The 24,701-nt window shown below is 63.7% G+C and carries 25 protein-coding genes and 1 pseudogene; 21 read left to right on the forward strand and 5 right to left on the reverse strand.

From position 1 onward, the window contains the following. The 15 genes and pseudogenes from DI606_RS09050 to DI606_RS09120 form a co-directional block, all read left to right on the forward strand. Window positions 1-1,527: pseudogene (locus DI606_RS09050) on the forward strand (conjugal transfer protein); the annotation flags it as partial. Further along, window positions 1,524-1,853 carry a hypothetical protein gene (locus DI606_RS09055; RefSeq protein WP_159365843.1) on the forward strand — a complete coding sequence of 110 codons (330 nt, stop codon included), beginning with the start codon at window positions 1,524-1,526 and terminating at the stop codon, window positions 1,851-1,853. The pseudogene DI606_RS09050 and the gene DI606_RS09055, both read left to right, overlap by 4 nt. After that, on the forward strand, window positions 1,850-2,203 hold the full coding sequence (locus tag DI606_RS09060) for a hypothetical protein (RefSeq protein ID WP_159365842.1): 354 nt from the start codon (window positions 1,850-1,852) through the stop codon (window positions 2,201-2,203). Before DI606_RS09055 ends, DI606_RS09060 begins: the two co-directional genes overlap by 4 nt. Beyond that, on the forward strand, window positions 2,200-2,436 hold the full coding sequence (locus DI606_RS09065; RefSeq protein WP_159365841.1) for a hypothetical protein: 237 nt from the start codon (window positions 2,200-2,202) through the stop codon (window positions 2,434-2,436). The genes DI606_RS09060 and DI606_RS09065 overlap by 4 nt, the downstream gene beginning before the upstream one ends. A 25-nt stretch (window positions 2,437-2,461) precedes the next feature. Next, the gene (locus DI606_RS09070) at window positions 2,462-3,070 is read left to right on the forward strand and encodes a conjugal transfer protein TraW (protein WP_159367926.1); all 609 of its coding nucleotides are present in this window, start codon (window positions 2,462-2,464) and stop codon (window positions 3,068-3,070) included. Then, on the forward strand, window positions 3,067-4,080 hold the full coding sequence (locus DI606_RS09075) for a TraU family protein (RefSeq protein ID WP_159365840.1): 1,014 nt from the start codon (window positions 3,067-3,069) through the stop codon (window positions 4,078-4,080). Before DI606_RS09070 ends, DI606_RS09075 begins: the two co-directional genes overlap by 4 nt. Before the next feature lie 137 nt (window positions 4,081-4,217). Beyond that, complete coding sequence (locus DI606_RS09080; protein WP_234893134.1) at window positions 4,218-4,406, forward strand: hypothetical protein; 189 nt, start codon at window positions 4,218-4,220, stop codon at window positions 4,404-4,406. Continuing rightward, window positions 4,403-6,334, forward strand: a complete 1,932-nt coding sequence (locus DI606_RS09085; RefSeq protein ID WP_159365839.1) for a hypothetical protein — start codon at window positions 4,403-4,405, stop codon at window positions 6,332-6,334. The genes DI606_RS09080 and DI606_RS09085 overlap by 4 nt, the downstream gene beginning before the upstream one ends. Then, entirely contained in the window at window positions 6,331-7,425 is a 1,095-nt protein-coding gene (traN, locus tag DI606_RS09090) for a conjugal transfer protein TraN (protein WP_293981874.1), read from the forward strand. The genes DI606_RS09085 and traN overlap by 4 nt, the downstream gene beginning before the upstream one ends. Before the next feature lie 148 nt (window positions 7,426-7,573). After that, window positions 7,574-8,305 (forward strand): type-F conjugative transfer system pilin assembly protein TrbC, encoded by a 732-nt coding sequence (locus DI606_RS09095; RefSeq protein ID WP_048939503.1) that lies wholly within the window; start codon window positions 7,574-7,576, stop codon window positions 8,303-8,305. Continuing rightward, window positions 8,277-8,873, forward strand: coding sequence for a S26 family signal peptidase (locus tag DI606_RS09100; protein ID WP_048939486.1), 597 nt, complete (start codon window positions 8,277-8,279; stop codon window positions 8,871-8,873). The genes DI606_RS09095 and DI606_RS09100 overlap by 29 nt, the downstream gene beginning before the upstream one ends. Further along, window positions 8,870-9,757, forward strand: a complete 888-nt coding sequence (locus DI606_RS09105; protein ID WP_048939485.1) for a conjugal transfer protein TraF — start codon at window positions 8,870-8,872, stop codon at window positions 9,755-9,757. The genes DI606_RS09100 and DI606_RS09105 overlap by 4 nt, the downstream gene beginning before the upstream one ends. Then, on the forward strand, window positions 9,754-10,353 hold the full coding sequence (locus tag DI606_RS09110; protein ID WP_048939484.1) for a hypothetical protein: 600 nt from the start codon (window positions 9,754-9,756) through the stop codon (window positions 10,351-10,353). The genes DI606_RS09105 and DI606_RS09110 overlap by 4 nt, the downstream gene beginning before the upstream one ends. A gap of 46 nt (window positions 10,354-10,399) precedes the next feature. Continuing rightward, window positions 10,400-11,839 carry a conjugal transfer protein TraH gene (locus tag DI606_RS09115; protein ID WP_048939502.1) on the forward strand — a complete coding sequence of 480 codons (1,440 nt, stop codon included), beginning with the start codon at window positions 10,400-10,402 and terminating at the stop codon, window positions 11,837-11,839. A gap of 8 nt (window positions 11,840-11,847) precedes the next feature. Beyond that, on the forward strand, window positions 11,848-15,603 hold the full coding sequence (locus tag DI606_RS09120) for a conjugal transfer protein TraG N-terminal domain-containing protein (RefSeq protein WP_293981884.1): 3,756 nt from the start codon (window positions 11,848-11,850) through the stop codon (window positions 15,601-15,603). Here the strand turns inward: DI606_RS09120 and DI606_RS09125 are convergent. Further along, entirely contained in the window at window positions 15,600-16,106 is a 507-nt protein-coding gene (locus DI606_RS09125; protein ID WP_293981887.1) for a hypothetical protein, read from the reverse strand. The genes DI606_RS09120 and DI606_RS09125 overlap by 4 nt on opposite strands. An 86-nt stretch (window positions 16,107-16,192) precedes the next feature. Here DI606_RS09125 and DI606_RS09130 point away from each other — a divergent pair, with 86 nt between their 5' ends. Further along, window positions 16,193-16,363, forward strand: coding sequence for a hypothetical protein (locus DI606_RS09130; protein WP_170065827.1), 171 nt, complete (start codon window positions 16,193-16,195; stop codon window positions 16,361-16,363). A gap of 269 nt (window positions 16,364-16,632) precedes the next feature. After that, complete coding sequence (locus DI606_RS09135) at window positions 16,633-16,989, forward strand: hypothetical protein (protein ID WP_103094727.1); 357 nt, start codon at window positions 16,633-16,635, stop codon at window positions 16,987-16,989. Between the two features lie 517 nt (window positions 16,990-17,506). Here DI606_RS09135 and DI606_RS09140 read toward each other — a convergent pair. Then, on the reverse strand, window positions 17,507-17,896 hold the full coding sequence (locus DI606_RS09140) for a hypothetical protein (protein ID WP_146037180.1): 390 nt from the start codon (window positions 17,894-17,896) through the stop codon (window positions 17,507-17,509). Between the two features lie 564 nt (window positions 17,897-18,460). Between DI606_RS09140 and DI606_RS09145 the strand changes: the two genes are divergently transcribed. Continuing rightward, window positions 18,461-18,790 (forward strand): hypothetical protein, encoded by a 330-nt coding sequence (locus DI606_RS09145; protein ID WP_103094813.1) that lies wholly within the window; start codon window positions 18,461-18,463, stop codon window positions 18,788-18,790. Window positions 18,791-19,099: 309 nt separating this feature from the next. Beyond that, complete coding sequence (locus DI606_RS09150; protein ID WP_293981897.1) at window positions 19,100-19,522, forward strand: glycine zipper 2TM domain-containing protein; 423 nt, start codon at window positions 19,100-19,102, stop codon at window positions 19,520-19,522. Window positions 19,523-20,022: 500 nt separating this feature from the next. Here DI606_RS09150 and DI606_RS09155 read toward each other — a convergent pair whose 3' ends face one another. Further along, on the reverse strand, window positions 20,023-20,838 hold the full coding sequence (locus tag DI606_RS09155; RefSeq protein WP_293981899.1) for a transglutaminase family protein: 816 nt from the start codon (window positions 20,836-20,838) through the stop codon (window positions 20,023-20,025). After that, the gene (locus DI606_RS09160; protein WP_293981901.1) at window positions 20,832-21,782 is read right to left on the reverse strand and encodes a transglutaminase family protein; all 951 of its coding nucleotides are present in this window, start codon (window positions 21,780-21,782) and stop codon (window positions 20,832-20,834) included. The genes DI606_RS09155 and DI606_RS09160 overlap by 7 nt, the downstream gene beginning before the upstream one ends. A 14-nt stretch (window positions 21,783-21,796) precedes the next feature. Between DI606_RS09160 and DI606_RS09165 the strand changes: the two genes are divergently transcribed. Next, complete coding sequence (locus DI606_RS09165) at window positions 21,797-22,579, forward strand: N-formylglutamate amidohydrolase (protein WP_159832381.1); 783 nt, start codon at window positions 21,797-21,799, stop codon at window positions 22,577-22,579. 37 nt (window positions 22,580-22,616) lie between these two features. Here the strand turns inward: DI606_RS09165 and nhaA are convergent, their stop codons facing one another. Then, complete coding sequence (nhaA, locus tag DI606_RS09170) at window positions 22,617-23,996, reverse strand: Na+/H+ antiporter NhaA (RefSeq protein ID WP_293981905.1); 1,380 nt, start codon at window positions 23,994-23,996, stop codon at window positions 22,617-22,619. 303 nt (window positions 23,997-24,299) lie between these two features. Here nhaA and DI606_RS09175 point away from each other — a divergent pair, with 303 nt between their 5' ends. Next, window positions 24,300-24,686 carry a response regulator gene (locus DI606_RS09175; RefSeq protein WP_004212645.1) on the forward strand — a complete coding sequence of 129 codons (387 nt, stop codon included), beginning with the start codon at window positions 24,300-24,302 and terminating at the stop codon, window positions 24,684-24,686. Window positions 24,687-24,701: the final 15 nt, after the last annotated feature.

The raw sequence follows: 24,701 nt of genomic DNA on the forward strand, positions 1-24,701 counted from the left end.
GCGCGCGACATGGCCGCGCGCGCCAAGCGACTGTGGGAGTCCGAACCGCTACCCTTCATGGTCCAGGAGGAGAGCTATCTGCTGCCGGTGCTGCTCGCCGCCAGCCTGCCCTTCGGCCTCTATCCCGAAAAGCGCACGATGAAGCTGCTCGAGCGCGATTTCCGGATGCCGGTCAAGGCGGCGACGCTGATGGCGCCGGTGCAGACCGATTTTCGCGGGGGCGGGCGCCCGGCGCTGCTGTACGTGGGCCGCAAGGGTCAGCTTATCACCCTCGACCTCTTCGATCCCAGGATCAACAACTACAACTTCATCGTCTCGGCCGAGTCCGGCGCGGGCAAGAGCTTCCTGCTCAACAACTTGTGCCAGCAATATTACGCGCAAGGCGCGCTGATCCGGATCATCGATATCGGCGGCAGCTATCGCAAGCTCTGCACGCTGTGCTCGGGCCGCTACATCGACATCGGCGAGGAACGGCTCGTCCTCAACCCCTTCGACATGGGGCTCGCGCTCGACGGCGAGGACAAGCAGTCGGCGATCGCCATGGCGGTCGCGATCGTCGCGGAAATGGCCAACGCCGCCACCCGCAAGCCCGTTACCACCTCGCAGTGGAATCTCCTCAAGTCCGCTGTCCAGTGGACAGTCGATGGCGGGCGCGGCGAGGACGGCATCGATGCGGTGCGCGAGTGGCTCGGCCGCTATCCCGAGAACGCCGTCTCGGACCTCGACCGCGTCGAGCATCTCGTGCCCGTCGCGCGCGAGCTCGCCTTCAACCTGCGCGATTTCGGGTCCGGGGGCGCTTACGGCCATTTCTTCAACGGGCCTTCGACCTTCGATATCCGCAGCGACGAATTCGTCGTGCTCGAGCTCGAACGGCTCAAAGCGCTGCCGGACCTCTTTAATGTCATCGTCATGGTGGTGGTCAATGCCGTCACCCAGGAGCTCTATCTCTCCGACCGCGGCCGTCCCCGCTTCGTGCTGTGCGACGAGGCCGCCCAGTTCATGACGCGTAGCGACGGGCAGGATCTCTCGCGTCTCGCCGAAGCCTTCGGCCAGGGCTATCGCCGGGCGCGCAAATACCAGGGCAGCTTCGGGATCGTCCTTCAGAGCATGAACGATCTGACGCTCTTCGGCGGCACCGGCCAGGTGATCCTCGAGAATGCGGCGACGAAATTCCTGCTGCAGGGCTCGACTTACGACAAGGCAGTCGACAACAAGATCCTCGACTATTCGGGCTTCGTCCTCGACCTCCTCAAATCGGTGCGCAACGCCAAGCCGAACTATTCCGAAGTGTTCATAGATTCGCCGCTTGGCCTGGGGATCGCGCGGCTGGTCGTCGATCCCTTCAGCTACTGGATCAACACCTCGGCGCCAGGCGAGGTCGCCGCCTTCGAGGCTCTGCTGCGTGCCGGGCGCAGCCCGCTGGAAGCGGTGTGCGAACTGGCCGGCGTCGATCCTGTACAAATCCTGGGTGATGCCGGCGGCCGGGAGCGCTGTTGGGATGGCCAATCGGATGGGGCCTCGGCATGACACGCGCGCCCTCCCCGCATCCCGACCAGCTGCTGCTCGACTGGGAGCAGGACCCGGCCGTGCAGGCCGCCATCGAAGCGCGCGTGGCCCAGCGAGCAGAAGCAGCAGCTATCCGCTGGCGATTGCGGCTGGTCGCCATCGAAACCTTCATGATGGGCGCGCTGGTCACGATCGCCGGCCTCGCGCTTCACCAGCCGGTCCTGCCCGCGCTGCGCGCCGGGATCATCGTCGCGGCCGCCTGCTTTGCGAGCGGCATGCTGCTGATCGGTCTTTCCGGCGCCTGCGGCAAGCTGGTGTCGCACCTGCGGCCGTGGAGGGCACGATGAGCGCGAAGGGCGATCCGGCCCACGATCTTCGCGACCTTCTCGCCTGTGCGCGAAGCCTGGAGAACCAGGTGATCGGCATGGAAGCGGTGGCAAACGCTATCGTGACGGTGATCGCAGCGGAACGGCGCTATGCGCGGCTGAGCTACATCAATCTTCTGGGTGTTAGCATCGCGAACGCTTCGCTTCTGGCCTTTGCCCTCTCCGGAACCCTCGATGCTCCGTTCCAAAGCGCCGTCGCGATCGGCGTAACCGCCGGTCTTGGCGCAGCGAGTTCCGGTCTCACCCTCGTCCCCTGGCACGAGATAGGCGAGCGCCTCAAGGCGCAGGTGCGGCAGTGGAGGCAGCGGTGAACGGTATCTTCTCCTCGACACCGGCCCCGGGGCCTATCCGTCTGGTGCTCGGCAGCCAGGGCCTGCTGCTGGTGCAGTCCTGCATCGCTTGGCAGCTGCCCGCCGTGCCCGATCGGTTCCGCCTGCTCGTCGTCATTACCGCGATCATTGCGACTGCAGCGCTGATCAGCGCGGCGATCGGCGAGGATCGCGATGGCGGCCAGCCTGGATGGAGACGTCGTCATGGTCGCTAGGTCTACACATTGCCCCAACCAAGTCGTGTACGCGCTGGCGACGCTGACCCTTCCCTTCGCGACCTCGACAGCGGCCCTTGCGGAGACCAGCACCATCGGTCGGACCTGGCCGATCGCAGAACCCGACGCGCTGCGCGAGATCGAGGGCCAGGCGGCGCGCGTTCCCGAAATGACGAGGGCCTTCGGCCCGCGCGAGCGCTGGTCGGCGATGAAGGCGGCGTCGCTCGGAATTGCCCACGCGGATCGGACCCGCACGGTGGTCCCTTTCTATACGCTCGACCAGGATATCCGCCTGCCAGAGGGCAAGCTGCTCTATGCCAAGGGCTACAGCTTCAACCCGCTCGCCTACGTGTCGCTGCCCCAGCGGCTGATCGTCGTGCATCCGCGCGAGCTTGACTGGGCGCTACGCACCGCAAGACCGGCCGATTTCATCCTGCTTGCAGCAGGAGGCCCCGGTGATGCCGATGTGATCACCCTGGGCGAACGGCACGGCCGCGCGCTGTTCCTACTCGAAGAACGCGTCAAGGCGCGGCTCGGCCTGACCGTCGCGCCGGTGATCGTCGCGCAGGACGGCCAGAAGCTCGTGCTTACCGAAGTCGACAGGCGCAAAACCGACCGGAGCGCAGTGCGATGAAACTATTGTCGCTTCGCAGATTGCTCGCGCTGGGTTGCGGCTTTGCCGCACTGGCGGTCGCGGCTCCCGCCCATGCGTCCAAATGCGAAGCGGGCACGGCGTTCAACCCGATCACCAAGGTGCGCTGGAACTGCATCTTCCCGATCACCATCGGCGGCGTGAAGGTCGGCCCCAGTGAACCGCTCGGCAAGGCGCTCGACGCCCAGTCGGCCTCCAAGCCGCTCTGCGCCTGTCGCAAGGGCGTGACCTTCTGGTTCGGGGTGAAAGTCAGCTTCTGGTCGCCGAACAGGATGGTCGATGTGGTGACCGAACCGGGCTGCATGATGGCGCTCGGCGCGGACATCATGCCGACGGGCGGCAAGCTGCAGGGGAGCCAGAGCAGCCTCGCCGACGGCACCAACACGCGCAAGATGTTCGCGCAGATGCACTACTACATCTCGCCGGTCTGGAAGATGCTCGACATGTTCACCGACCTGCCGTGCATCGAGGACGACGGCTTCGACGTCGCCCTCATCACCGAAGTCCTGCCAACCTGGCAATCGGCAACGCTCGGCGCGATCATCCAGCCCGAGGCGATCCTGTTCGGCAATCCGGCCGCGGGACTTGCCTGCATGGCCGACAGCGCTGCGGCAGCCGCGGGCAAGGTCGTCGATCCGCTGTTCTGGTGCATGGGCTCGTGGGGCGCAACCTATCCGGTTGCGGGCGACATTCATTTCGGGGACAGCGTCGAGGCCTGGGCGGGACTTGCCGCGCGCGGCCTCTTCATGATGGGGAGGCTCGGCGCGCTCACAATCAGTTCGGCCGACGGCTGCTCCTTCATCCCCCAACCGGTGTGGACCAAGAGCCGCTACAAGTTCCAGTTGATGGAGCCGGTCAAGGGCGGCAGCTGCGTCAATGTCGGCCGGCCCGGTGCGCTCTGGACCAGCGCGAAGCACGCGCCAGGCAAGGACAACGCCCAGTTCATGCTCTTTGAAAAGACGATCTGCTGCGCGGGAGTATCGACGCCGTGAGCAGGTCGCCTTCCGACAACCGCGTGAAAACGCCCGGGATCAGCCGGTGGCCTGCCCGTCAGCCCCTCAGCCCGAGCGTTTCCATCGCGGTCAGACCGGCACCGTTTCCCCCCTGCGGTGTCGGTCGGACGGTCGGCGTGGCCTTCAACACAGACGATGGACAGGCGGTGCTCCCCTCCTCGCCGTCTGTCGTCGCGGCCACGCTGACCGTCTTCGAGGGGCAGGCCGTGTTCAGGGCCGAGAGGCCGGTCAGCGACGGCGGCGTCCTGCTGTTTCGTTTGCGTCGCGGCTCGCGCGGCGTGGTTCCAGGCGAGATCCAGCCATGAAGGCGCGCGCCCTGCTCCTTGTCACGGTACTCGGGCTTTGCGCGCCGCTGCACGCGCAGACGCCGGAGGACCGCGCCCGCGCCGCGGCCGCCGCCGCGCGCGCCAAAAGCGCTGAGAGCGATGCGCTGCTCGATAACTACGTGACGCCGGGGTTGGCAGGCCGGAGCATCACCACGGTGGACTCCTCCAAAGCGTTCACTCCCGATCTCGCCTGCCAGAAAACCGCGACTTATCTGGAACTGCTCGCGCAGCCGAATACCACCGGCGATATCGGGACGCTCAGCATTTCGCGGGACAGCGATCTCGACGGCAGCTTCGACGAGGCGCTGACGGTACCCGTCGTGACCTCGGGCATCTGCGCGAACGGGATCATCTCCTGCACCCCGGGGACGTGGGATGCCTGCCGGTTCTTCCGCTGGGATACCGCGACTTCGGGAGCGCTCAAGCTCAGCGAGGTCGATCTGACCGAGCTTGCCGGCTGTTACTGCGTCAACAACAGCTGCGGCAATAACCTGGTGTGGGGCAACATCGCCTCGGTGCTGAAGGACCTCGGCGGCGGCGTCGTCGGCGCGCTCACCACGTCGGACGCGCGCATCGCCGTTTCGCAAGCGTCGATCGAGGGGCCGGTCATCCGTTACACCGGCGCCCAGACGACCTCGTGCACAGCGCAGTCCGATGTCGGCGCCACCGCGTACAAGAGCAATCCGGGCGCCATCTCGAGCGACGCCTCCGCCGCCGCGCAGGCCAGCAGCGTATTCCAGGCACTCGCCGCCTCCTCGACCGGCACCGGCACGTCCGAAGTCAGCCGTAGCTGCACCATCACCCGGCAGATCACCCAGGAAGAAATCACCATCGAGAAGATCATCGACCGGGTCGCGGGTGGCTATGCGACCTCTGTCACGGGCTCCCAGAACGTCACCTTCCTCATGGGCTCGCCGTCCGACAACAGCCTCTCGGGCGGATCCTGCTCGATCTTCGATTTCCACATGACACTGCGGGTCAAGGACAGCGACCGCCTGCGCCAGGTCCTCCTCACCCGCTTCGGCGCGGATGACTGGGCGCAGATCCGCATCGACGGCGAACTGCTGGGTTCCGGGCCGCAGAGCTGGACCGGGACCGGATTGCCGCCGGGCAAATGCGAGAAGAAGGGCGCTTTCTACCTGAACCCCGCGCTCGATCTGACCTCGCGGATGACACAAGGCGATCATGACATCTGGCTGCGCGTTGCGGTGGCCGAAGGCGGCGAAGCCTATGCCGCGATCGATGCCAGCGTCGATACCGGATGCAAGACGAGCGAGCAGCTCGTCGACACCTGTTCCGGCTATGGGGCAAACGATGCCTGCCGGCTGCAGGATGAAGTGGTCGACGGGGTTACGACGTTTCGCAGCGGCGTCAACACCGGCCTATCCCCGCTGCCGCAGACGCGGGTGTTCGGGACCGGCGCCTGCACCGCGCAGGTCGCTCGCGATTTCTTCCTGCGCGAGCGAACCTACCGGTGCACCGTCGATCTGGGAACATCGGCCGAGCCCGATCTCTCGCGCGGCGCCTATATCATCGACCACTCGACCGAGACCCTGCTAGCCGACCGGGTGGCGAATACCGACGGCAGCTACAGCCTCACCACCCGCAGTTTCTCCATGCCCGATCGCGGCAGCGTCAGCGCCTGCGAGCCGATCTGCAAGACCCGCAAGGCGGAAGGGAACACGGCAGTCGCCCCCGATGGCGTAACCGGATCGAAGCAGACCGATCCGACAGGTTGGGACTATTACTACCGCACCTGCCAGGACAGCAACGTTTGCCCGGCCGGGGACGGCGAGGAGCTCGTCGAGGGCTGCGGCTGTCTCGATGATTTTCCCGAGGCGGCGGTGATGATGCAGACGGTGCGCCTTGGCGGGGCGGACATGGTCTGCACGAGCAGCGTGCGATGAGTGCCGTGCGGTCCCACCTTGCAGCGGCCATGCTGCTTATGACCGGCGTGCTGGTGTTTCCCGCAGGCGCGGCCGCGCAGCAGCTTTGCGCCGTTGATCTCGACGGCAACGGCGATGCGGCCGACGAAGGCGAAACGGCCGCCTGCCATCTGACCGCTTCGGGTGGATGGATGTGCCCGATCGGCCAGACGACGTGCGAGGCGGACACGGCAGGCGCGCTCCACTGCCCGCTCGGCGATCAATACGCATGCGAGGTTCCCGCGAGCGGCGGCGCGGCCGCCTGCTCGGCCAACACCTGCATCGACACCAGCGCCAATCCTGTCGTCGAGGACGCGGCGCTCGACGATCCCGGGGTCGAGGCCGACGGCGGCGTCGATGCGGGCGGCAATTGCCTGGGTACGATCGAGATCTTTTCGGGCCGCGCCGCGCGCTGTCGCCCCGCAGGTCTCAGCACCACGTTCCAGAACTGCTGCAAGGACAAGGGGAAGATCGTCAAGGACGGCATGGGCGGTTCGATCTCGTCGATCTCGACCAAGATCGCCGTCGCCAAGGGCGTCTTCACGGGGCTTAAAGCGGCTTACACCGCCTTCAAGGCGGGGGCGACCGCGAGCCAGGCGGCAAGCGCGGGCGCCAATGCGATCATCGTCGGCCTCGATCCCACCTCGATCGCGATCAGCCTTGCCGTCAATTTCATGATCGAGGTGCTGCTGCAGGGCTGCGACCAGGAGGACATGGAAGTGGGCATGCTGCGCGGCTCGGGGATGTGCCACGAGGTCGGCAGCTATTGCTCGTCGAAGATCCTGGGCATCTGCGTGCAGAAAGCGAAAGGCCACTGCTGCTTCAACACCAAGCTCGGCCGCATCATCCAGGAACAGGGACGCCCCCAGCTCAAGAGCTTCGCCGAGAAGGGCTGGGGCACGGCGAAGAAGCCTTACTGCCGCGGCTTCACGGCGGAAGAATTCCAGGCGCTCGATTTCAGCAGGATGGATCTCTCGGAATATTACGAGGAGATCGAAACGCGCGCCCAGAGCGAAATCCAGATCGACATGAAGGACAAGATCGATGCCTATATGCAGACGATCAGCAACTAGGCGTGGCCTGCTCGTGGCAGGCCCTGTCTACTTGGTCGGCCTCACCTGTTTCGCGACCGTCGCGGAGGCGAACGAGCCGCCGGTCGCGACTGAACAGGCACAGCACAAAAACGCCCGCACGCGGATCGAGGGCCAGGGCGCGCAAACGATGGAGCGCGTCAAACGCGCCGCCGGCAAAGCGAAGGCCACAAGGGTCCCCTCGCCCGTTCTGCCCGCGATGCCAGACACCGCCACGCAGCGCCGCGCTTTCGAGGGGCTTCGCCGCCGCAAGACGGATTCTGCCATGTCGGCACGCGCGGAAAAAGACGTCACGGCGGCGCGCGAAGCGCTCGCCGCCGAGCGGGAAGCTGCCAGTCGCCGGGTCGCGCAGGCGCTGGGACTGGAACAGCCCGAAGCCGCGGCGCTGGCCGGCGTGGTCTCCGCTGGTGCTGAGACGCGCTGGGTGCCGGTGCTGTTCGTGTCGTCCGCGATGCCGGTCGCGACACTGCGGACCTACGCGGGCCAACTCGAGCGGGCCGGCGGCGTCATGGCGTTTCGGGGAATGCCAGGCGGGATGCGGCAGGTCGCGCCGATGGCGAAGCTGTCGGCGGCGATCCTGCGCATCGATCCGGGCTGCGACGGTCCCGCCTGCGCCATGCGCGATGTGCAGCTGATCGTCGATCCGCTGGTCTTCCGCCAGCATGGCGTCACCCGGGTGCCCGCGCTGGCAATGGTCCCCGGCGATCCCACCCAGCCCTATTGCGAGCGCGACGAAACGGCCCCGCGCGCGCGGCATCTCGTGTTCGGCGACGCGGCGCTTACCGGGCTGCTCGAGGAATATGGCCGCCTCGGCGGCGGAGAGGAGGTGCGGGATGCTCTCGCTCGCCTGGCGCGCCGGTAAGCGGCTCTGGCGCGAGGCCATGGATCTGCCGCTGCGCGCCGCCGTGGCGCTCGGCGCCAGTGGCCTTGGCCAGCCGGCGCGCCCCGCGCAGCTGTTCAAGGCTTACGGTATCGTTCTCCCGATCGGTCTCTTCGCCTGGTGGGCGATGCCGCACATGACGCTGGTGATGACCCCGTCGATCGACGCCTGGGTGGTGCACCGCGCGCCCGGGCCGATCGGGCGCGGCGATCTCGTATCGTTCATGCTGTCTGACCCGGTGGCGGGTCCGAGGGCGGTCAACGTTACCAAATATGCGCTGTGCATGTCGGGTGAGCGGATCGTCATGATCGAGAAGGCCGGTCGCCTCGGGCAGCCCGGCAATGGATGGTACTATTGCAACGGCCGCCTGATGGGCGCCAGCAAGCCGGTCGGCCGCGGCGGCAAGGCGCTGACGCACTGGCGCCCGGGCGTCACCCACATTCCGGAGGGCATGATCTTCGTCGGCTCGAAGCATCCCGATGGATATGACAGCCGCTATTACGGGCCGGTCGCAATCGATCGTCTGACACGGATGGAGAAGCTGCTGTGAGACGGCAGTTTGCCTTCGCCGCGGCGCTGTTGCTCCCCACCCAGGCGGTGCTGGCCCAGGCAACCGGCCCTGCCGCCATGGAAAGCGGAGCACGTGGCTATTGGTGGTATCAGGCGCCGGCCACGGTGGAGGAGGAGAAGCCCGATCCCGACGCGCTGGTGAAGCCGGTGATCCCGCCGATGGCGGAACTGGCGACCTGGACGCCGCCGAAGATACGCACGCTGATCGAACAGCAGCGCGACTATGCCGCGACGGTGCTTACCGTCGAGGCCGTATCGGACTTCTGGCGGCTGCAGGACTTCGCGCGGCGCAAGGCCCGCGCCTTCGCAGGCGTCACCCAGCTCGCCATGCTCACGCATCCCGAGCTCAATGCGAGGGCGGCAAACCCGATGGTCGGCGAGGCGCGCGATGTGCTCGGCGCGCAGAAGGAACAGCTGCGCCGGCAGTATCTGCGCTCGAAAGCGGGAGAATTCGCGCTCGTCATGTTCGCGCGCGGGTCCTGCGGCTATTGCCGGGTGCAGTGGCCGATCGTTCAGCGCTTCCAGGACGAGATGGGCTGGCAGGTCAGCCTCATGGATCTCGACCGGAAACCCGAACTCGGGCAGCGCTTCGGGGTGGAGGTGACACCCACGACCATGGTCATCCGCCGGAACAGCCAGCAGCGCATGGTCATCGCCGCCGGGGTCGAGACCTATCCCAACATCGCGCAGATGGCCTACCAGGCGGTGCGGCTGCTCAGCGGCGATATCCGGCCCGAGCAGTGGCTGACCGGCGCGGGCGAGGAAGACGGCTTCTTCGATGCGCTCGCCAATGGCCCGGTCTCCTCGACCGATCCGCGCGTGATCGGCGGCGATCTTATCGATGTGCGGGAGCCTAAACCATGAGGCTGCGCGTGCGTCTTGGATACGCCCTGCTGATCACCGCAGGATTTTGCGCGGCGAACCAAGCTGCCGCGCAGCAGGCGAACAGGGACATCGCCAGGCGGGCCGCCATTCACCCGGTATCGACCGCCTCCGACATGCGACAGTGGCTATCGCGCGCTCCGGTCACACACGCCTTTCCCCCCGACTTCGAAACCATGCTACGTGGCCAGGCCTCGCTCTATGTGATCGAGATGAGCACCGCGCCCGCTTGCCTGCCCTGCGCCGATCTGTGGTCGAAGCTGCTCGCATTCCGCGCCCGCTACGGCTGGCAGGTGCGGACCATTGGCGCTGAGGAGGCGATGTTGCGCTCGGGGCGTCTGGGGCTCCCCTGGGTCGGCAGCCCGGTCGCATGGGTCCGCGCGGCCACGGATCCGAACCGCATGGTCCCGATCGCGATCGGTACGGACCACGGACCCAACATCGCGCGCAATGCCTGGCTCGCGGCCCGGATGCTGACCGGGGCGCGGCCCGCCGTCGGCGTGCGCGCCATGTCCAAATTCACCGGGATCGTCGGCGTGAGGGCGCCGGCCTCCTCTTCCAACCCGAAGGGACGCTGATCATGGCGGGGCCGCGTCACCTTTCCACCTCACCGGGATGCCCGCCATGGAATGTAATCCACGCCGCCTGAACCGTCGCGCTCCTGCCTTAGTACTCTTCCTGGTGGTCGCGTCGTGCGGCCAAGCGGTTCCCGCCCATGCGCAGAGCTGGGCAGAAAGCTGGTTCGACAATGTCACCTACACATCGCCCGGAAGTTTCGAGGACCAGACCCGCGGCTACGTGACCGCGGGCGGGATGTCGGGCCGGGTCGATGTCCATGACGACTATCTCATGAGCCTGACGCTCCCCAAGGTGAAGGCGGGCTGCGGCGGCATCGACATGTTCCTCGGCGGTATGTCGTTCCTCGATCCGGAATATCTCGTCGAGAAGCTGGAGACGATCCTCCAGGCCGCGCCCGCAGTCGCCTTCCAGTATCTGCTGGAAACCCTCGACGAGAAGATGGGGAATATAATTTCAAAGATGGAGGCCGCGACCAATTACCTGAACTCGATCCAGGTGAACGACTGCCGTCTTGCCAACCGCATGGTTCAGATCGCCAAGGGCGACGACAACATGTCGGGGATCCTCGAGGAGATGACCGGCTACAAGTCGATCCGCGAGGGCTATGCCAACAGCTGGCAGCAGAGCCGCGAGAAGATCCAGGCGAACAAGGGCAATCCGACCGAGGACCTGAAGGACGCGCTCGAGAATTGCCCGGCGGAGGTCACCGAGATCTTCAAGACCGGCTCGCTCCTCGCGCATGCCGCCGCCCGAGTCGGCGCTTCGGACTGGGCGGGCGTCATGCGGGCCCGGGTCGGCGACGTCTACATGCGCTGGGATGCGAACGACAAGGTGCCGGTGTTCTCGGCCATTCCCGCCTGCCCGCACCAGGACACCGAAAGCGCGGACGATTTCCTGACCGGCCGCGTGCCGACCCGTGCGCTCAACATTCCCGCCACCGCCTCGGACTGTTCGGTGAACGGCAGCGGGCGCGGCGCGCTGGTGCTGGCGCGCGAGAAGATGGAATCGGTCGCCGCGAAGATCCGCACCCGCTCGGCGCTGACGAGCGAGGAGAAGCAGTTTGTCGCCAACGTGCGGACCCTGCCAGTCTATCGCCTGCTTGAATGGGGCGTCCGCCAGGGCCTGACCGACAGCGTGATCGCCGACACCGACGAACTGGTCGCCCTCACCCTCGCCTACCAGATGCTCAACGACTTGACCCGTTCGATCGACTTCGCCCTCCAGAACGCCGAGCGCGGCGTCACCACGGCGGGCGCGGCCGATGCCGAGAACACGAACGTGTGCCAGACGCGGATTCTCACCAAGGGTATCGAGCAGCTTCGCGAACTCCGGGACGAGGTGCTGCGCCAGCGCGCGCAGATGCGCCAGTCCTACATGGCCGCGATGAACCAGGCGAACCTCTCCGCGAGCTATGCCGGGGTCCTGCGCCAGCGCGACCGCGACGCCCGCGATGCCGCGGGCGCCAACGCCAATCGTAACCGGTGAGGTCCGTCATGCGCTCCCTCCTTCGCCTGCTGATTGCCCTCGCCGGCTCGCTTGTCGCGACGCCCGCGCTGGCGATCGATTCCAGCTATTACACCTGGGACGGCTTTTCCGAGACCGTCGATGCGTTTCACCTGATCGCGATGATCTTCGGCGATCCGCGCTACGAGACGCTGGTGGTGATCATCGCGGTGGCGGGCATCGCCTTCGGCGCGGTGATCGCCAGCATCCGGGGCTCGGGCATGGGGCTCGTCGCCTTTGGCTTCCAGATGCTGGTCGGCATCGGCCTGTTCGCCGGGTTGATCGCCACTACCGGCACGGTCCATGTCTACGACCGAGTTCGCAACGCCTACCAGCCGGTGGGCGATGTCCCCAATCTCATCGTGCTGGTCGCGGGCGTCACCAATCTGATGGAGCGGGCGCTTGCCGAGACGATCGACGACAACACCACCGAACCCAACGCCAAGCTGGAGTTCGGAGCAGGTGGTCACGCGTTCGACCTCTTCCTGAACGCGGTGTCTCCGCGTAGCCCGATGGTCGACACCTTCCTCGATGCGACGGTGAAGGACTATGTGCGCCAGTGCTATCCGGTGGCGCGCGTCTCCCCGGCCTACGGCGTCGACGACGACCAGCTCTTCCGGACCTCGACCGACCTTCCCGCCTCTTTCGCAGCGATGGCCGGGCCGGCAACCTTCTCGACCGTGTTCACGGCGAGCGACAAGGCGGGAACGACAGTGAGCTGCGAGGCGGCATGGAACCACATTTCCGAGCGTCTGTCGGATTCCACGCTGCTCGATGCCTACAGCGACCAGGTCTGCGCGCGCACCGGCTTCGACGTGACCCAGACGGCCCAGCGCGATCGCTGCCGCCAGCAGATCGACGGCCTGGGCGATATGATGCTGGGGCAAGCGATGAACCGGCAGAAGTTCCTCACCAACATCCTGCTCGGCCAGACCGTGGGCGACGTCCTGTTCGAGGATTCGCCGGCGGCGACCGCACGGGTGATGGCCAACCGCGCGATCGAGTCCAACGGGCTCGCCACGCTCTCGACCGCCAACGAGTGGATGCCGACCATCCGCGCCTCGGTCTTCGCGATCATGCTGATGATGATGCCGATCGCGCTGCTCTTCATCCTGACGCCGATCAACCTTCGGGTCGCGAGTTTCGCGCTCGGCCTCTTCGTCTTCGTCGCGCTGTGGGGCGTGATCGATGCCGGCATCTACCAGCTGACCCTCGGCCGCGCGATGGACGTTCTGGCCGAACTGCGCGCGACCAGTGTCGCCGCCGACAGCTGGATTCTCGCGCCTTCGGCGGCGATGAAAGCACTCGCGATCTTCGGCTCGTTCCGTACAGCAGCCGCTGGCCTGGCGGGCGCGTTCGTGTTCACGGTCTTCCGCTTCTCGGGCAACATGTTCACCGCCTTCACCTCGGGCATGCTCGGGGTCCAGGGCCAGGGCAGCATGGCAGCGGCGACGGTCGGGACCAGCGAGGGCTACGCCTCGGCGCTTGAAGCGCAGGCGTCGGCGAGCGGCACGGCTGCGCGGCGATCGGCGTCCTCCGGGTTCGGCGACTTCGGCGAGCGCAGCAGTTTCGGTCTCGACCGGGCATTCGGCTCCTCCGGCACCGTGCTCGGCGAACAGGGCGGCGGCGCGAGCGGGACTGCCGCGTTTGGGCTTGGCCGGACCGACGCCGCGCGCGAACTGGGTGGCCTCGCCCCTGCCCTCGCCGGGCGGGACCTCAGCGATCCGGCGACGGCCCACGCGGTTCGCGCCAATGCCGCGACATCGGCCATCCATAACTTCGCCCAGGGCGATGCCTTGCGCAAGCTTGGCACGACGTATCTCGGGGAAGGACAGCCCGGCGAGCGGGCCTTTGCCGCCTTCGCGCAGAACATGGTGCAGTGGAAGGCCTTCGGCGACAGCCAAGCCTACGAGATGATGCAGTCGGGCGCACAGCGGCACTTTGAGCGCAGCGGCTATGACGCGAAGGATGCGGCGCTAAAGGCCTCCACCGTGATCGGGCAGGCAGGCGCCGATCCGACCTTCGCCAAGCTGACCGCCAATGCGTTCGACCAGGAGCAGATGCTGCGCAATGACCTGACCGCAGCTGAGACGCAGATCGGGGCGATGGAGGGCCGACGCGACTATGCGGGGAACCGGGTCGCCGCCGTCGAGCGCGGCAATGTCGCGACCGAGCAGGCGCATCGCACCGGCGGCAACCAGGGTCAGCGCCAGGCTGCGGGTATGCTCGGCCTCTCCGTAACCGAGACCAGCCGTCGCATCGGCTTCATCAATGCTCTCTCGGGCGAGGCGCGATCGACCGCGATCAGCCAACTTTCCCGCGCGACCGGGCGGAGCGAAGCGCAAGTGCTGCGCGCGCTGGAAAGTTACAATGCCGCGGTCCAGGTCGGCACGGCCGATGGCGCGAGTGCCGAGGCGGCGCGTGAAGGCACCAGCGTCTATGGGCGCACGCGGGAGGCTGCGGGCTACGACTTCGCCGAGCGGTCGGGCAAGCTCGACGCCCAGCGCGAGATCGGGCCCGACGGGGTGCGCAGCAATGCGCAGATCGGAGAGCAGCGGCGGCAGGCGGATAATGCCGGCTTTGCCGAAGGGGCTGCGGCGGCCGGAGCATCGGTTCGGGAAGCTGCGCGTCTCGATGCCTTCATCCGCGCGCTGGCCGGTACCGCTGGCAACCAGGTCGACATGGCCGAGGGCGGCGCGGAAGGTATCGCCGATCGTGCGCGCAACGAGCGCCTGACCGGGATCGTCGAGCGGGAGCGCCTCACCCGCACCCAGGCGCTGCTGCGCGCGCATGGTGTCGCAATGTCGAAGCGCCAGATCGCCATGGACCAGAATGGCGATGTCAGTCTCAACCTGACACCCGAACTCGCGGCGCAGATGTGGCGCGGCGGTCTCATCAACGAAAGCCAGCTCGGCGCCATCGCCAATGGCGGGCATGCGCGCTTCAGTTTCGCGCACAACGATCTGCTCGTCTCGAGCAGCACCGGGTTCAGCCGGTCCGCGCGCAATGACACCAGCACGCGCTTCGAGGCCGGCAAACAGGCCGGCCCCGACACGATCGAGCATTTCCTTGGCAGTGGCCCGGAGGGTCAGGCTGCCATGGCCAACTGGCTTCGCGGCGGGTTCGAAATGGATCGGCGGGGCAACTGGAGGCTAAAGCCCCAGGTGGCCGATACGCTGGAACGCGACGTCACCGCGATCATCGCGCAGACGGGATGGCAAAGGTCGCTTTCCCGAAACGCAGACCATCAGACGTCAAACACTGAGAGCGTATCTGGGGATCTCTCAGCAACGGCGAGCAGAGGCGTAAGCAGTGGCGGCAAAGCCAAGGACAAGGGCAAGGACGATAATTCGGGAAGTTCCGGAAACGCCGTGGGATCGCTAAGTGGCAAGGTGGGAATGGATATCTCCGATCGAGGCGCTGCAACCGTTTCGGCACAGTCATCGATGGACATTGTCAACTACGACGTTCGTGAGGTGATCGCGTCCGCAGAGAAGGCCGCGGCCCGTTCGGGACGTCCTGAGGAGACATTTGCAAAAGGATTGAGCGACGGAGTTCTCGGCAATCAGGGACTTCGAAATCGTTACCTAGAGCAAGCAGATTCCGGCCGCGGTACTATGCAGCTTACCGCCCCACTCACGTCGATGGAACAATCATCGATTCTGAGTTCGGGTCGATTGTTGATGGATCGAGATCATGGCCCTGCGGACGGAGATCCGACGTTTAAAGAGCGTCGAGATCCCTAATGTTTATCTTTCATCAGGCCGATATGTCTGTGGTAGATGCTCCCAGATCGTATATCAAACGGATCTGTATAGGGATCGATCATAGGTTTTTGCGACGGTGGCCCCGACATAATCACCCATTCCCCACAGGCAACCTTGGCCTTGAGGAAGCCATATCCCAGGACAGCAGCCACCGTGACTGGGTTGAACACAAAGATCAGCAACACCATCGTGTTAGCGAGATAGATGTTCAGCCGATCGAAGGGGGTGGCCATCATCAGTTCGAGGCCGATCCAGTAGAGCAGCGCCAGAGCCATGTAGAGCTTGGCATACCAGGGGCGCCAGAACCAGTCGGCCGCGCGCGGCGATGGCGGGGGCGCCTCTTCTGCCGGTTCGACGTGATCAACATCCTGCATGTGCAGAGCCTTTCCGAAGAGGAGAATAGCACAGGCTCCCACAGCAGAGAAACCTGGCGCGGTGGGTCGAGGGAAAAGACGATGCGAACCATCGCCGCCTTTACCCACCTTCCCTCCCTTCCTCTCCACCCTCCCCGCCGACGCTCACCGATCGTTTTCCAGGCGAGACGGCCGCTGCCGTCCTGGAGGTCACCGTGACGAAGCGGAAGCGGCGCGATCCCGAGCCTTGCCCTGCTCTGTCGCCGCGAGCCGAGGCTGCCATCATGCGTCTGGCGGAGCTTCTTGGCCGCCAGATCGCGCGGGAACTGCATGAAGAGCAGAACCGGCAGAGGGAACAGAAGGATGATCCGGCAAGACAGCCGTAGTGATGGCACGCTATCAGCATGAGGAGTTTATCCGGTCTTCGGGAATCTCGTCGGAAGACGCGGATGGGCCGGGCCGTGCAGCTGCATTGAGCGCTTGTTTCACCCGCTTCAGCGACGAATGGCTCCGCGGCGTACTGACTCCCGACGCTATAAACAGTATGGGCCCGCTTCGCGTATGATCCTCGCAGATGAGTGCCGTTTGGCATGGATGCCTCCCGGCGCGACATATTGCCGGCGCGGATATGGTACGGATATTTTGAGTAGCTGAAGTGAAGGCAGTTCACGGCAACATCGATGGCCCTCTCGCGCTCGACGAGGATATCGCACTCTACGGCAGAATTTCCGGGGGCGCGACAGTTCGCAGCGGCAAGCGATTCATCCTCCATGGCACGATCGCCGGCGATTTGCGGGTGGAGAAAGATGCCCGCGCCGTGGTGCGCGGAACCGTCGCCGGGCGCATCTACAACGACGGCGGACGGGTGGAACTGTTCGGCATGGCCGATGCCATCGCGAGCAATTCACACGATGGCGTCACCATCATCGATCCTGCTGCACACGTCCTTGGCGGCGGGAAACATCGTTCGGCCGCCTTTCGACGATCGGGAACGAGGCACTTACCGCTATAACGGCGGCGCGTGAGGGCGGTTTTTCCGATGGCCCCATAGCTAATCAATGCGGGATTGCCGCGCCCAAGGCATTGGAGCCAACGACGTTCTTATTTATCGAACGCCCTCATGCAAAATCTGATGTTGCACCAGGTTCTGAACGAGCGCAGCCAATCCACAGCCTTTTTGGGCATCCTCTCCTGACTTTTAAAGGCTGGCCCTGGCGGCCAGCTTCTTTTTCGCATGATGTTTCAGGACGTCGTGCCGAGAACCATGCCCCGCCGCATGGCAACGTTCGCAGCAAGGACGAACGTGGTCAACATGCTATGTTCGACTGCACATACCATGGTCCGACCTTGCAATATTGTAACGCGATTTGACGGCCCAAATGAGTTATTCACTGGCAGCGACCCGAAGGACGCCACCGGTGAGGCGGCGCTCAAGACTGGAGCCTTCCGGGAGTGTCCATGCGGAAGGCTCAATTTTTTCGCTCGAGGTCCGGGCGTGCGGAGTAGATGGCGCGATTTTGTGGCGCCACCTAGTTAGGCTCGGTCTCAGAACCATTCTCTTCATCGGCAAGGCGATGGAGATCCTGCTCGATGGTTTGCAGGATCGGCACGATGATTTCCTCGACGTCCTGATCGCGCAACGCCTCACGAGCCAGTTGCACCTTGACGATCGCCGCTTCGATATTCGGCGCCGGGAGGGATAGCAGAGTCTGGACTGCAGACTCGTAGGGGACGGCGAAACTGGCATCGGTTCGTTCCCATTCGTGTACCCTCGCACAGGCTTTATCATAGTCTTCGGGGGTGAGATTAGGATCAGGACAGGGCGTGCTCGCCCGCCACTCGGTGAAGGCATGGCGGCTCTTCCGAAATTGCTCTATCGCCGCGAGCCACGTCGCGACCATGTCGTCTCGCGATGTCATCCTCAAAGTCCCCGTACCAGTTGCAGGCGCGGCGCACGATAATCGATTTGCCTGGTCGCATACAAATCGGCCCTCTGCGCCGATCGCATCGGCTGTCCACGAGATAGCGACGGGCCTGGGAGATCGGTGTTGCAAGACTGCGGAGTCAGAGGTGGATTTTTGCCGGAAGGTGACCGGATTACTGTTGGCTGGCGGGCGGCAGGGAAGCGGAGCTGAATAGAGCCAGCTTCGGCGCGTGTCCCACAACATTCCGCCTACCTATTTCGACATCACCCGTCTTTATCCCCCGGAGAGGCCGCGCTAAATCGACCTGATGGATTATCGCGTCAGACTCATACCTCGCCTCCATCCTGTCGATGCCAAGGGACAGCCCGGCCCAGATGCTCCTGTCTTCGAAATCGCCTTTCCCGAAGCGTCGATCCAGACGCTGCGCGGCCGCGCCGAGAGGATCACCGGTCAGCGCAGCGCCAGGATCATCGCCGGCGATACGTCTTGTGATGGTGCGCCCCTGTGCTGAACGGGAATATCGACTGGTTTCGTCCCACAGATTTTACGGAGCAGGGCATGGTTCTCATGATCGACGGCAACCCTTGCGAAGTGCCCTGGGATGCCGTCCAGGGGATCAGCGCGGGCCGTGTTCGCATGGACAACGAAATGTGGCATCTGGCTCTGGCGGCGGACATCGACAGGCAAGGCAGCGCGCGCCTTGTCATTGTCACCGAGGCGGATCGGATCTGGGCAAGGTTCACGCAGATTCTGCCGCAGGTTTTTCCCTGCGTTCCGAGCGTGACGACATGGGGACCGCAGGCGCTGACAGCTTCGGAGCCGGTTTCGCTGTATGATCGGCCATCGGATCTTCCGCGTATGCGGGGTACCGAAACGCGCTTGCAGTAGGCGGGCATGGTCGTATTTCCAGCCTTATGCCCCGCCGTTCCTGGATTATCGACAGCGTCCCGGTTCGGACCTCTCTGCTTTAGGCCAGGAACGCCTCATGGGATGTCTCGCCTGAATCCGTCGAGGGAAGACGCCAACAGAGGTAGACAAAGACCGCGTGCAAACAGTGATTTGCCTGGAGCGCCGTTCAAGCGACTTTTCCTGCACTAGGGACGATTCATCTCGCTGGCGGGCAACCCTTGATCCCATCGGATGGTTACTCCAGTCGGGTCGACATCGATATCCTCGTGAGAAAGAAGGAGCCGAAAGATGAAGTATCTGGCAGGAATTCTCGGTTCGCTCGCAGCGACCACATTGGCTGTCACGGCCATTCCCGCAGAGGCGCAACATTCCAACAATCGTGATCGACGCAGTGTGGTTAGCCGCACTCGCGGTGATAGCCGGCACGAATGGCGCGGCGACAAGGATCGGAACTGGGCTCCGGCCCAGAGCTACCACCGCGGCAATTACAAGGATCGGCGTCTTAGTCGAAATGACCGGGTCTATCGAGGCCGCGACGGACGGGCCTATTGTCGTCGTTCGGATGGCACGACCGGTCTTGTCGTGGGCGCATTGGGCGGCGCAGCTCTCGCGAAGCTGATCGGTGGCAACACTCTGGGCACCCTGGCCGGCGGAGCTGGCGGCGCCCTCGTCGGCCGACAGATTGACAGGGGCGAAGTGAAATGCCGTTAATGTCGTGATCGGGAGATCGGGAAGCAGGGGCGTGCGCGCCCCGGCTTCCGTTCCCATGAGCGCGCTGCGCTATACCGGCGATGCGGCCGCGCGATAGTCGAAGCCATGAATGCGGGCCTCAAGAATGGAGACGACGGCCGGTGAAGCTCAACTCTCCCGACCCCTCCGGGAGCCTGTCGCTCGATTTGACTGGACCGACAGACGCCGCCAAGCATCGGGCGCAAATTGCACTCTGACGAGAAGGCGGCGATCCGCTGCATTTCTTTTGACCGAATTCGGCGATCCCCTGACTGTAGCCGCCTGCGATCTATTACAGAATAAAAAGCCGCAGGGCTTATCGGAGCCTGCGGGGTTCAAGTAAAGGTCTCCCTCCTACTTCGCCCGCGACACGCCTAAGTTTTGCCCCACTTGTCTGGCCCAGCCAGGTTTTGAAAATCGCAGCCGGAGTGTGACAGATTTTCTCATTTTTCAGAGAGGGTATGCCGTTTAGAGCGTGACGATCATCCCATTGTTGAGGTCTCTTCAGTTCGGACTTCGAAGTGCTGCAGTATCGCCGGCCCAAATGCGGTCGTCAAAGCGACATCGGTTGCGTCGCGGCCGCGCGCCATCAAGATTCGACCTATGCGGCGCTGGTTGTGCCGCGCATCATAAACGTACCAGCCACCATTGATATACACTTCAAACCAGGCGCTGAAGTCCATCGGTGCATCGACCGGGGGGACCCCGATATCGCCGAGATAGCCTGTACAGTAGCGAGCAGGGATATTCTTACACCGGCAAAGGGTGATGGCGAGATGGGCGAAATCTCTGCACACGCCCTGACGCTCCTGATAACCGTTCCAGGCCGTCTTGTCCGATCGGGCGTAATGGTAGCCAAACTCAATATGGTTATGAACGAAATCGACAATCGCCTGCACACGCTCACGAGCCGACATAGGTTGGCCAAAATTGCTCCACGCCACCGTCATCAGGCGATCGGTCTCGCAGTAACGACTGCCCAGGAGAAACGGGATCACGTGATCTGGCAAATCCTCGACTGCGCTTTGCGGGCCATCAGGCGCCTCCTCATCGGGCTCACCCTCATCTTCGATCACGAAGTCGCATGAGAGGGACACTTCGCCGAGCGGAAGCGTGAGCCTGGTAGCTACGTTGCCGAATGCATCTTCGAATTGATAAAGTGGTATGTCCGGACTTGCCAGGAGTCGTTGCGGAGTGCGTAAATCCTGGTGGCGTGAAGGGTGAACGCTGAGCAATGCCACCATCGCGGTTCTCGCCTGCGTTTCGAACCGAATGTCATATCCGCAGCGGATCAGCATCTCTGTGACCTTTCCGAAGGGCCGGCAAGCCGGCTGTTGACGGCGCCATCGCCGCGGGAGTGAGAGGGGGAATGCTCAGTACGATGAACGTCTACTTCAACGTCCATTCCCAGGTAGCTGGAGGGGAGCCCGAACCAGGTTCCCGACAGGGGGATCGCTTGATAAGGATCGCGCGCGACCGCAACGCGGACCAGCCCCCGATTGCCCACGATGCCGTTGGTCGGGTCGAATTCAACCCAACCTGATCCGGGCAGGAAGATGCGGACCCAGGCGTGCGTATTTCCGCCACCGACCACTCCCTCCGAGCGCGAGGGATTATAGACATAGCCCGAGACGAAGCGCGCGGCGAAGCCCAGCGCGCGCACCGCCTCGATCATCAACACGGCAAAGTCACGGCAGGTGCCCTGTCGCTTGGCAAGTGTCTCCGTCGGCGTCTGGGTTCCCTTTTCATGTCGAGGTACATAGGTGAAATCCCGTTTGATACTGGTCGCGATGGAAGTCAGGAGCGCAACTGTTTCGGTGTTGCCATCGTTCTTGACGAAGGCGCGCGCCCAATTGTCCACGGTTCGCTCGGGATCGAGATGCTGGCGCTCGATCGAGCGTAGCAGGTCGGGCATATCCTCTGCCGAATAGGTGAAAGGAAAGAGGCGAGCGTAAGGTTCGACATCGACCTGTTGCTGAGCCAGCGGTGCGTGTTCCAGAGTGGTCTCACTGATGACCAGCAGTTTCTCCGTGCGGCGATCGAAAGCCGCCACCGCCACCGAATTCCCGAAAACGTCGTGCAGCCACCGCAGTCCGGTGGGCTCCGGCTCGATCTTGAGACGCGCCGATAGCAAATGCTGGTCAAATCCTTCACGCGGTCGCATCATGATCCGATGTTCACCGAGCGATACGGGCTGCTGATAGCGATACAGCGTGGAATGATGGATGGTCAGCAGCGGCATGGGAGTAACTCCTGATGGCCGCGCTGGAGGCGGATAGCCTGCTTGGACCCGACGATCCGGCGCCATTCGAAGTGTACAACGCGGGCGGCGCCTCACCGTTCCTCCTGCTCGGCGATCACGCGGGCACAGCGATACCGGCTTCGCTCAAAAGTCTCGGGTTAGGCCCGGAGGATCGAGGCCGTCACATCGCGCTGGACATCGGCGTCGAGGGACTGGGCCAAGTGCTTGCGCGCGAGCTGGATTGTCCGTTCCTGCGTCAAATCTATTCGCGACTGGTTATCGACTGCAATCGCCATAGCGAACGGGCCGACGCAGTTCCGGAGATATCCGACCGCACCTATATCCCTGGAAACATGAACCTTCCGGACAGCGTCCGGAGGGCCCGGATAGAAAGCATTCACGTGCCCTATCACGCAGCCATTTCAAGAATGCTGGATGATCGTCAGCACCAGGGCCGCGCGACCGTCCTTGTTTCACTTCATAGTTTCACCCCCATCCTGAACGGAAGCGCCCGACCTTGGGACGTCGGCATATTATATTGGCGGGGGCGTACGGACTTCGCGCTTGGGCTACGTGATGCGCTGGCAAGACAAACTGGCATCGTTGTTGGCGACAATGTCCCCTATGCGATGGACGACACAGATTATACGGTCCCGTACCACGCATTCAGCCGCGCCCTGCCCTATGTGGAAATCGAGGTGAAGCAGAGTCTGATCGATGATCCGCAGGGGCAAGCCGTCTGGGCGGCTCGCCTCGGAACTGCGGCCCGCGAAGCGCTGGACAGGATAGCGCTTTAGCTCTGTGCCTAGATTACGAGAACGACCACTAGCATCCCTACCTTTTCGCGGGCACGCTCCTGAATACGGCGTACCCGAACAAACCGGAAAGGACCGAGGCTGCGAATACGCCCAGGGAGGCCTCCTCGAACTGCGTCTCGTCCGTAAAGGCCAGTTCGGCGATGAAGAGGGATATGGTAAAGCCGATGCCGGCAACGCCCCCGATACCAAGGATCATTCTCCAGGTCAGCCCTTCCGGCAAGCGAGCGAGATGCAGCCGACACGCGAGCCAGGTCGCGAAGAGAAAGCCTGCCGGTTTGCCGACCGCCAGACCGGCGATGATGCCGATCGCCAGGTTTGAATGCAGAATGTCACTCAGCAGGTCTGGGGAGAAATGTATCCGCAGGTTGGAAAGAGCAAATAGCGGCAAGACCACATAAGAGACCCACGGCGTCAATATCCGGATCAGCCTGGCCGCGGCTTCATCGGTAGCCGCTGCCATCTCGTGGACGTAGCCCAGGTTTTTCTGAGCGGACAGATGATGAGTATCCTCTTCATCCGGATCGTCGGCGCGTGCGGCCGCAGCCTCGGCTTTCTTGATCTCGTCGATGGGTCGCTGGACATGCGCTGCAAAGCGCCGCTCTGAAAGGCGCGAGTTTGTCGGAAGCAGCAGACCAATAGCGACACCGGCTATCGTGGGATGAACCCCCGATCCCAATATGCCGATCCAAACCACGATGCCCAGCAAGACATAAAGGATTGGAGTGACCCAGTTAAGGCGCAGGAACAGGATTATGCCAAGATATGCGGCTCCTGCCAGTGCGAGAAACCAGAGTTGAAGCGTAGCGGTGTAGGCAAAGGCTATAACTAGCAGGCAAAACACATCGTCGATCGCTGCGAAGGCGAGCAACGTGGCGCGAAGCGATGGCGGCAAGGAGGTCGCGAACATACCGACGATCGCCAGGCTGAACGCCGTATCCATCGCCGCTACCGTTCCCCAGCCATGCTGCGCTTGGGTACCAAGGTTGAAGGCAAGGTAAACAGCCACCGGAACAACGAGACCACCTATCGCACCAACGACAGGGAGGGCCGCGGTCCGAACTGAAGACAATGACCCTTTCACGAACTCACGCTTCACCTCTGTTCCGATTATGAGGAAAAACAGCGGCATCAACGCGTCATTGATCCATCCCGACAGGGGTTTAGCTATTGCCCAGCCATCATAGGTCAGCCTCAGGGGGGCGTCCCAGATGTGCGCGTATGTTGAACCCCAAGCGGTATTGATCAGCACGAGTGCGGCGATCGACGCGATCAGCAGCGGGCCGCCGGATACCTCGCCGATAACGAAGAACGGTTCAAACTTCCTAAGGATAGCAGCCGCGGGCGAGTGATGGGCCCTGGCGGCGATGCGGCCCGACTGACGAGGGGGCAAACTCATTTGCCGTTCCTGGAGTCGGTAAAATCGCCGGGCATGTCTCATCCAACCCGACCAAAGCGAAATCGTTGCAAAATGCTGTCGGGCAGAGGCAAGTTAGATGTCCGGTAAGCAGGAAGGTGCCAGTAGGATTGCCGGCGCTCGGCGGACTATGCGATCGTGCCATGGGATATTCCGGTTCGCCGCATGATCGGCAAAGCCTTGCGTGACTATTTCACGCAGCGAACTATTCGAGCAATGCCGACTGTCTGATTAACACTCTGTTTCCACCGGGAACGATGTCGCCGAATTTTGATTTTATGCGGTATGAAGGAAGACGCTGCCCATCCGATCTGCCGAGAGGAGATTCTGGTCGTTGATGATGAGCCGCTGCTCAGAATGGTTTTGGTGGATTTGTTCGAGGATGCAGGCTTCCGGGTGGAGGAAGCGGGCGATGCTGGCGAAGCACTTGAACTATTGAAAGCGCATCCTTCCATCCGCATTGTCGTGACTGACATTCAGATGCCCGGATCAATGGACGGCCTGCGCCTCGCGAACTATATCCATGATGCATATCCGCCAATCGCGCTAATCGTGTGCTCGGGCGCGATATCACCTGATGGAGGCGCGCTGCCGCAGTCCGCCATCTTCATGCCCAAACCGGTCGATCACGCCGTTTTGCTACGCACGGTGAGCAAAATGTTGTCTGCGTAACGAGGCTAAGCTCCT

Origin of the sequence: Sphingobium sp. (assembly GCF_003248505.1) — a bacterium.
Lineage (GTDB): Bacteria > Pseudomonadota > Alphaproteobacteria > Sphingomonadales > Sphingomonadaceae > Sphingobium.